The sequence below is a fragment of the Glutamicibacter sp. V16R2B1 genome (assembly GCF_005774635.1).
In the GTDB taxonomy this organism is placed as follows: Bacteria; Actinomycetota; Actinomycetes; order Actinomycetales; family Micrococcaceae; genus Glutamicibacter; species Glutamicibacter creatinolyticus.
The window spans coordinates 1-7156 of sequence record NZ_VATX01000030.1; the positions used below are offsets into that span (position 1 = coordinate 1).

Annotated in this window: 4 protein-coding genes; 3 read left to right on the top strand and 1 reads right to left on the bottom strand. The window is 59.2% G+C overall.

The annotated features are described in order from the left end of the window. Positions 1-569: 569 nt before the first annotated feature. Positions 570-1901, bottom strand: coding sequence for an MFS transporter (locus FDN03_RS15310; protein ID WP_138178463.1), 1332 nt, complete (start codon positions 1899-1901; stop codon positions 570-572). Between the two features lie 703 nt (positions 1902-2604). Between FDN03_RS15310 and FDN03_RS15315 the strand changes: the two genes are divergently transcribed. The 3 genes from FDN03_RS15315 to FDN03_RS15325 all read left to right on the top strand — a co-directional run bounded on the left by FDN03_RS15315 (position 2605) and on the right by FDN03_RS15325 (position 6992). Beyond that, positions 2605-3537: a LysR family transcriptional regulator gene (locus FDN03_RS15315; protein ID WP_171021283.1), complete on the top strand. Its 933-nt coding sequence runs from the start codon at positions 2605-2607 to the stop codon at positions 3535-3537. A gap of 109 nt (positions 3538-3646) precedes the next feature. Then, positions 3647-5287, top strand: a complete 1641-nt coding sequence (locus FDN03_RS15320; protein ID WP_138178465.1) for an amidohydrolase — start codon at positions 3647-3649, stop codon at positions 5285-5287. Further along, complete coding sequence (locus FDN03_RS15325; protein ID WP_138178466.1) at positions 5274-6992, top strand: thiamine pyrophosphate-dependent enzyme; 1719 nt, start codon at positions 5274-5276, stop codon at positions 6990-6992. The genes FDN03_RS15320 and FDN03_RS15325 overlap by 14 nt, the downstream gene beginning before the upstream one ends. Positions 6993-7156: the final 164 nt, after the last annotated feature.

The window sequence follows — 7156 nt, forward strand, 5'->3', positions numbered from 1 at the left end:
CTGAAGATCTCCGGACGCTAGTCCATACCCCCTCGCCGTCAGGCCGGGGACAGGTGAGGGTGGCGCACGGTTCTCGTGCGCCACCCTTGGTGGTTAAGCCACCGGCCGTGGGGCTTTGGTGCCGGGCCGCTTACTTCTTCAACGACACCTGGTCCACGGTCCAGAACGCGGAGTTCGTTCCGGTGTACCGGAAGGAAACCTGGGCTGTGGAGCTAGGCCGGTCATGGCGAGATTGACGACATACTCGAAGTTATCGGCTTCAAATGGGTACGGGGTTGCCAGATCCAGCACGTTTCTCAGGAATTTGCATGCGGCCGGGACTGGACCAGGTATAGACATGGCGGCTGCGCGCGACTGGGCAGCCAGGGTAGTTCCACTCGTTTTAACCAGCAGGGCCGGAATGACGTGGCCGTCAAGGAACACGAGAGGTGTTCCGGTTGTTTTCACGTCACAGTTTTGTACACTCTTCGCTACTCAAAAAAAGGTCTCCTGAGCAGATGCTTTAATCTGTTCAGGAGACCTTTTGGTTCCTCTGAGATTCAGGACTTACTCACGTAGAGCCAGAAACGCTACTTCTGAAGGACCGCGGCTGCATCGGCGGCAAAGACATCACGTGCACGCATTTTGCGATGTAGTCCCCAAACTCCTGCCATTGTTACTAAGGCGATAATCCCGTAGAAAGCCGCAACTCCCCATGGACCGAAGGAGCCAAGTATTGCCTGCGCGAGTAGCGGGGTAGACCCGCCGATCAGTGAGGCACATAGGCCGTTCGCTAGGGCAACGCCGGTAAAACGAACGTTGACAGGGAAGGCTTGAGACAGGAAAGACGAGAGCATCGCGTAGTATGCCGTGCCGCCTAGAATCGAGACCCCCAGTACGAAACCGATGATCAGCGCGTTAGCGCTCATTATGGCCAGGAAGAGCGGAACGATGATTAGCAGGTTCAACACGAGCCCCCAGAGCATGACGGGCACCCCGCCGATGCGTTCGGCGATTTTCGCTGCTATCGGTTGCCAGAGGAACTGCAGAACCGACATGATCAGCAAGATATTCAGAATTACCTGTCGATCCATGCCCATGCCCCCGGCATCGACAGCTGTTGTCGTCCAAGACAGCAGGAACGTGTTGTTGAAAAATGCGATCGCGATGCCAAGCACCGAAGCTGCCACGCCCAGCCACACGTATCCGGGAGCCTTCTTGAATACCTCGATAACTGGTACCTTGACCACCTCGTGCTGGGCGCGCGAGGCCGTGAAGTCTGCAGACTCTTCGACTTTCGAACGAATGATCAGCCCTACGATGACCAGCAGGGCGGAGAAGAGGAACGGAACACGCCACCCCCAGGACAGGAAGGCCGCGTCATCGAGCATGCCCACCAGCAGAAACATCACCGTAGCCATGATGGAGCCAGCGGGTGAACCTTGCTGAACCCAGGCCCCTGCCATGCCGCGCTTTTTTTCAGAAGCAGATTCGGTAGCCATCAAAGTGGCTCCGGCCCACTCGCCACCCACAGCAAGTCCCTGCATTGCGCGCAGGATTACCAGGGCAATTGGGGCTACAACGCCGATGCTGGCATAACCTGGCAGCAGGCCAATCAGGGTGGTGGCACCACCCATCAGGAACAGTGTGGCAACTAGAACGTTCTTTCGTCCGAAACGGTCTCCCAGATGCCCAAAGAGCACGCCTCCTAGAGGGCGAGCCAGGAAACCCACCCAAAAAGTGGCGAAAGAAGCCATGATGCCGGCTCCCGCTGCGATATCCGGGTAGAACACTTTTCCAAAGACTAGGGCCGCGGCCGTTCCGAAAATGAAGAAGTCATACCATTCAATGGCGGTGCCTACGAAGGCGCCGGCTGTGGCACGGGTTTGCCGCTGCTGCGGCGTGAGGGTGCGAGTTTTCATCTGCGTCTTCCTTATGAGGCGTGCGGTCCGAGATCCGTGATCCGCACCATAGTCGTACGTCACTTTCAGTATCCCGTCGCAAACTACATCGCGTCCAAGACCTCTTAGGCCGCGAATACATGCTTTTTTGTTATGCTCAGCAGTTCTCCACAGAGCGACGGTGCGTGCGAAATCCGCTGTGCCTGTGGGGCTAGTTGTATCCTTGCCCTTGAAGTGATCAGGGCGAAACCGAAGGTTGGGAAGCGGTAGCAGGAACAGGCGGAACGGAGCGTGAGGAGACCGATGCCGGCACTGTTGCACGCGTCCTGCTTATCTGCCTTGGAAAGTCTGAAGAAGTCAGCTCGATCAAGCTCGTGACGTTCCAGGTGTGTTGATACGTTCACCGGGGCTTTGGGCGGGTCGGGCGCGTCGTCCACGAAGTGCGTGATGCCCCTTGGGTGTTTCCCGCCCAAGGGCCGTTACGGTCCCAAGCGAGGACAGCAAAAAGAAGGGGACAGAACTGAGTGCAGCTGCCCCGAGTAGAAATGTTGCAACTCTTGAACATCTCGTTGCAGGAGGACCCGTTAGAGGAACTGCGACGCGTCGTGCTTTTGGTGGAGAGGGCCGAACCGTCTGCTCCAAAGCAGCGCAGGCCAGACCCTGGGAAGGTATCAATTTGACGCTGTAATCCGAGCTATTGCCGGGGGCTTGCTATGGTAGGGCCGTGAACTATCGCCGCTTGCAGTATTTCCTGAGCACCGTCGACTATGGGACAGTTACCGCAGCCGCCGAAGAACTGCACATCGCCCAGCCGGCACTCAGTCGCCAACTCAAAACCCTTGAGCAGGAACTGCAGTTGAAGCTCTTTGAATCGCGGGGCAACCGGCTGGTGCTCACCTCCAGTGGCCGCGCCTTCGTCCCCTTGGCCCGAAAATTGCTCTTGCAAACCAGGGATCTGCAAGAAGCGGTAGCAGTGCTGCGTACCGGGGACGTTGCCAAGTTCGCTTGTGGCTCCACTTCGGCTTCGATTCGCGGTTTCTTGGCACCTTTCATCGCCTCGCTTTCCCCGCGAGACCCGATGATCGTGGTGCGCGAAGTCAGCCACTTCGACTTGGAACAGGCCCTACTGCACGATCTGGATTTCGTGGTTACTCCGCAAGTTCCCAGTGGAGATTTAGCTTCAGAGTCGCTGGGGGTTGTGGCTCTCAAGGCCTCTTGCCCGCCAAGTCACCCATGGGTGTCCGACGGGCGTGCAGAAGTGGATCTTCGGGAGCTGTGCTCGGAGCACCTGATTCTGCCCACGCGCAATAGCGTGAGTCGCCACGTGCTCGATGACGCGCTCAATCGACACGGTGTGCATTTGGCGCAATATATCGAATGCGAGGACGGATTGGCCATTAGTGCATTAGTGGCCTCCGGCAGAGGAGTGGGGGTCGGTACCGAGCTGCCCTCGTTTGGTAACCGTCGGGTGGCCATCATTGAAAGCAGGGAGGTGCAGCCCTCAGTTCGGCCTACTCTCAACCTGCACCTCGCCTGGCATCGGGGGCACTATGCCGAAGAACGAATCCGCGATATTGCGCGACGGATGCGGCCTTGGGTTGAGCGCGGTCAACTGGATGCAGGTACAGCACCCGCTTTGGACATGCGAGGAGAGTAACCTCTCATGCCATAGAGTTATGGAATAAAGAACTTATATGTATTAGACAGCATACTAGGCTTTTCGGATACTTGAGCTAGATCACTTAGTTCCTAGTTCAGGAGGCCGCATGTTCGACGTGCTTTACACCAACGGGATCATCCACACCCAAGATCCCCAACGTCCGCTTGCTCAAGCGCTAGGAATTCACCACGGGCGAGTCATTAGTCTCGACCATGAACTCGAGCCCAGGCACTTCGCAAAAGTCGTGGATCTCGGTGGGGCAGCGGTGGTCCCCGGCTTTAACGATGCCCACCTTCACCTCACCTTCATTGGGGACGCGCTGACTCAAGTGGACTTGCGCCCGGAGAGTGTAAAGACCATGGAGGAGTTGCTCGCTGCAGTAGATGCTGCGGCCAGCACGGCTAAGCCCGGTGCGTGGGTCATCGGCACAGGCTATGACCAGAACTTCCTCGGCGATGAACACCCCACCGCACGGGCCCTGGACTCTGTTAGCCACGGACATCCGGTCTTTCTCTGGCACGTGTCGCGGCACATGGCTGTAGCGAACACCCGCGCCTTTGAGCTCTCCGGCTATCCAGAGCGCCGTAACGTACCAGTGCCGGACGGCGGAGCGGTGCCCTGCGACGCGCGTGGCCTCGCAGAGGGCCTATTGCAGGAAACCGCGCGGAGTATTGTGCTGGACCATATCCCGGTTAAGTCCATCCAGGACGTAGCTGATCTGGTTGCGGCGGGTTCGCGTGAGATGCTCAAGTTGGGCGTCACCTCAATCACCGAACCGGGAATCGGTGCGCCGGATCACATCGGGCAGAGCTCAGTGGACCTAGCCGGCTATCAAATGGCCCGCGAGCGCGGTCAACTTGGCGTGCGCGCCACACTGATGCCCTACCTGACCACCCTGCACCCGCTGGACACGGAGTCGTTTAAGGGTCACCAGCGCTACGGTCTCGACCTGGGCATGCGCAGCGGCATGGGCGACGAAGTGCTGCGCATCGGCCCGACTAAAGTCCTCTCCGACGGTTCGCTCATCGGCCGCAGCGCCTTCATGTGCTGCGACTACGCCACGGATGAGGGAAACCGAGGCCTGTTGCAGTTTTCGCAGGAAACACTACGAGAAAAGCTGATCGGAGCACATTTAGCGGGCTGGCAGTTAGCGGTACACGCTATAGGCGACGCCGCCTTGGATGTAGTCATGGACATCATCGCCCAGGCGCAGGAACTCGCCCCCCGTCCTAATGCGCGCCACCGGATCGAGCATGCGTCCGTGGCCTCAGATGCGCAAATTCAGCGCATGGTTCAGTTAGGACTCATTCCGGTCCCACAGGGCCGCTTCATCCACGAACTAGGTGACGGGGTTGCCGTAGCTATGGGAGCCGAACGACAACCGCTTGCCTACCGGGTGAAGTCCTTCTTGGACGCAGGCCTCGTCATTCCCGGGTCGACCGATGCTCCCGTGGTCAGTGCGGATCCACTCTTGAACATTGCCTCTCTGGTAGAGCGCACGACGTTGGCGGGCGCGCCCTTTACCGATGGCGAGAAGCTCACAGTGGCTCAAGCGGTGCACGCTTACACCGTGGGCAGCGCCCACGCGGTCCACGAAGAGAGCTACAAGGGCAAATTGGTTCCCGGCCATCTGGCCGACTTCGTGGTGCTTTCCCAGGACATTTACGACATCCCCACCGAAGACATAGCTAATACCCGAGTCGAGGCCACGGTAGTGGCAGGAGAACTTGTATATGGAAACCTCTAGCATCATTCCGACCCAACTCGCCTCGTCGGCAGACACCTCGCGGCGCAGTTCGCACGTGGTCCGCCCAACACACGCCGGAGCGGCAATCGTCGAATCCCTTGCGCGTCACGGTGTCAAACGCGTCTTCACGGTTCCAGGAGAGTCTTACCTGGCTGTGCTGGACGGTCTGCACGACGCGAATATCGACAACATAGTAGTGCGCCACGAAGGAGGCGCCGCTTACATGGCCGAGGCTCACGGCAAGTTCACCGGACAGCCCGGGGTCGCCATGGTGACCCGTGGACCCGGTGCGGCCAACGCGTACGTGGCCGTTCACTCCGCTTGGCAGGATGGGACTCCCATGGTGCTGTTCGTGGGTTTGATTCCGGTAGCCGACCGGATGCGCGAGTCGTTCCAGGAATTTGACCCCTATGCCTGGTTCGGCAGTCAGGCCAAGCGCGTTTTCGTTATTGATGAAGCCGAGCGGGCTTCCGAGATCGTGGCCGAGGCCTTTTTCGCGGCAGCGTCAGGTCGTCCGGGCCCGGTGATCGTGGGTCTTCCCGAGGACGTGGTCGCCCATGAGTTCGCCGGTGAATTGCACCAGCCGCTTACCGTGGCCGAGGGCGCTGTCTCAACCGGGGAACTCAAGGAGCTGGCAAGCGCCCTATCCAACGCTCAGAAACCGTTGCTGTTTGTCGGTGGCCAGCGCTGGAGCGCGAAGGCTGCCGCAGGGGTGACGGCTTTTGCGGAGGCAAACAACATTCCGGTGGTACATGATTGGCACGCTGCGGATCGGGTGCCGTTCAATTCCCCAGTGAACATGGGCGAGCTGGGGTACGGGCGCACCGATAAGGCGGCCCAGATGTTCGAAGAAGCTGATGTGTTGGTCGCAATTGGGGCGGTACCCTCCGATGTACCCACCGATGGATTCACCCTGCGTCAGAACCGGCGGGCAGTCAACTATCTTGTAAACATTGACACCTCATTGCGTGGGCGCTCTGGGGCGATAACCCGTCACATTTTGGCCACTCCCGGTGTCTTTGCCGAAGCGCTAGAAGAATTGCGCCTGGAGCGGGAAACTCAATGGGAGCCTTGGCGGGCTGCCGGGCGCGAAGCGCGAGAAGCATACACGAAGCTGCCACAGCGCGAGGAGCTGTCGCCAACCCGCGAGGGTACCGCTCACATGAGCGCGGTGATTGCTGAGCTGGTTCAGCGTCTTCCCGAAGATGTAGTGACTACCATGGGGGCAGGCAACCACTGTGCGTGGCCCATGAGGTACGTGCCAACCAATATTTTCCCGTCCCAGTTAGGTACCCGCAATGGATCCATGGGTTACTCTATTCCAGCTGCGGTAGCTGCCTCCCTGGAGGCTCCGGAGCGCTTGGTGCTGGCGATTTGCGGTGACGGCGAGTTCTTAATGAACGGGCAGGAACTGGCCAGTGCTACCCAACACGGTGCTGCGTTGCTGACCGTAGTAATGGACAACGGACAGTTCGGAACTATTCGCGCGCACCAAGAGGGCCACTTCCCGGGCCGCGTTTCGGGAACCCAGTTGCAAAACCCGGACTTTGCGGCGTTGGCTCGCGCTTATGGGGGGCACGGCGAAACTGTGACCAGCGATGCTCAGGCCGCCGAAGCAGTGCAGCGTGCTCTGGATGTGGTGCTCAAAGAACATCGCCCGGCCCTTCTACACGTCATTGTGGATCAGGGCATCCTGTTTCCATAGACCCCACATTACCGGCAAGACGCCATTTTCGAGGAGGAATCCCATGAGCATGTATGCAGTGACCAACCCCGCTACCGGAGTCGTAGAGGCAACCTACCCCACCGCCAGCGACGCCCAGATCCAGGAGGCCATTGGCGCGGCCCACCAGGGCTTCACCACCTGGT